1 protein-coding gene is annotated in these 1,697 nt (G+C 68.9%); it reads left to right on the top strand.

Annotated elements, in window-relative coordinates:
- Window positions 1-57 precede the first annotated feature (57 nt).
- Window positions 58-1,659 (top strand): ISL3 family transposase, encoded by a 1,602-nt coding sequence (locus A7B18_RS21065; protein ID WP_102128610.1) that lies wholly within the window; start codon window positions 58-60, stop codon window positions 1,657-1,659.
- The last annotated feature ends 38 nt before the right edge of the window (window positions 1,660-1,697 follow it).

Genomic DNA, 1,697 nt, shown 5'->3' with positions numbered 1-1,697 from the left:
AACATGGGTCTCCCTCGCTTTTGGTGACGCGGGCCGCCGGGTGCGGATACTTCGGGCATGGACCTCCAGTCCTGCCTCCCCGATCCCGAGCTGTTGACCCTCCGCTCCACCCACGACCAGCCCGAAGTGCTCTGGCTCGACCTGGAAAGCCGAGCACCGACGGGACTCTGCCCGGCCTGCGGGCAAGCCTCGTCCCATCGCCACAGCCGCTACACCCGCATCCTCAAGGACGTCGCCCTGCTGGGGCGGCGTGTCCGTCTGCGTCTGACGGTCCGCAAGTTCTTCTGCGACTCGTCGGGATGCGCGCAGCGCATCTTCTGTGAGCGCCTACCCTCGGTCGCCTTCCCTTGGCGGCGCAAGACGGCTCGCCTGGAGCGCCAGAACAGCCTGGTCGCGCTGGAGGTGGGCGCGGAGAGTGCTGCTCGAGTTCTGGGGCACTGTGGCTGCCCGGTCAGCGCCGATGCCCTGCTCGCTCAGGTCCGACAGCCTCGGGCACCCGCGGTCGTCCCGGTCCGTCATCTAGGGGTCGATGACTGGGCATGGTGTAAGGGAAAGACGTACGGCACCATCCTGGTCGACCTGGAGCGGCACTGCGTCGTGGACCTGTTGCCGGATCGGGAAGCGGACACCCTGGCGGGGTGGCTCACGAGCCACCCCGAGGTCGAAGTCATCACCCGGGATCGCGGCGGGGCCTACCAGGAGGGAGCAGCGCGGGGTGCGCCCCAGGCCCAACAGGTCGCCGACCGCTGGCATTTGCTGAAGAACCTGCGCGAGACCCTGGAACGCTACTTTCAGCGGACCCACGCCACGTTCGCCGCTTTGGGCAAGGCGCTCCTGGTCCCCGACCCTGGGGCCGTCGAAGTCGCTGCCCAAGACCCACCGGAAGAGCCTGCTGCCCCACCGCAGACTCGTCCCCCTTCCGCCCATCAGCAGCAACGCTTCGAGGCGGTCAAACGCCTGCTGGCCCAGGGGCTGCCTGGGGCTCAGGTGGCCCGTGCGGCTGGGGTCGCTCGGGGGACCGTCCGAAAATACGCCCAGTGGGAGCAGCACCCGGGGACCGCCGCGCGGTCCCCTCGCCCCCGTCGCTTGGCCCCCTATGAGGACTGGCTGACCTCGCAGTGGCAGGCGGGCCACTGCAACGCCGTGGCGTTGCACCAGGAACTGCGGGGGCAGGGGTACCGCGGTGGCTACACCGCGGTCCGCGACTTTTGTCGCCCCCTTCGCCTCGCTTCTCCGCCTGCGACGCCAGCCCAGAGGTTCGTCTGTCCCTCGCCCAGGACGCTCTCCTGGGCCGTGTTGGCTCCCAGGACCCTGCGCGCGCCCCAGGTGGGCGCGCTGCTGGAGGCAGGCCGAACAGCGATGCCCGAGTTCGTGCAGGTCGAACGCCTACTGACGACGGGCTGGCGCCTGCTTGGGGGCCACGAGGCGCTCCCCCTGCGGGGTTGGCTCAGCGAGCTGGAACAGAGCGAGGTCAAAGAGCTTCAGGCCTTTGCGGTCGGGCTCGACCGCGACTTTGATGCGGTACGAGCTGCGTTGGAGACGTCGTACAGCAACGGACAGGTCGAGGGTCAGGTGAATCGGCTCAAGACCATCAAGCGAAGCATGTACGGCCGGGCAGGGTTGGACCTTCTCAAGGCCAGGGTGCTTTACCGGCCTTGACGCCCGGCGGCCCGCGTCACCAAAAGCGAGGGAGACCC

The organism is Deinococcus planocerae (genome assembly GCF_002869765.1).
Lineage (GTDB): Bacteria > Deinococcota > Deinococci > Deinococcales > Deinococcaceae > Deinococcus > Deinococcus planocerae.
Note: the sequence above shows the minus strand (reverse complement) of the source record. Positions and strands in the feature narration are given on the sequence as shown.

Bases quoted from the DNA above. Each gene is read 5' to 3' on its own strand.
- A7B18_RS21065 (WP_102128610.1), top strand. From the start codon at position 58: ATGGACCTCCAGTCCTGCCTCCCCGATCCCGAGCTGTTGACCCTCCGC.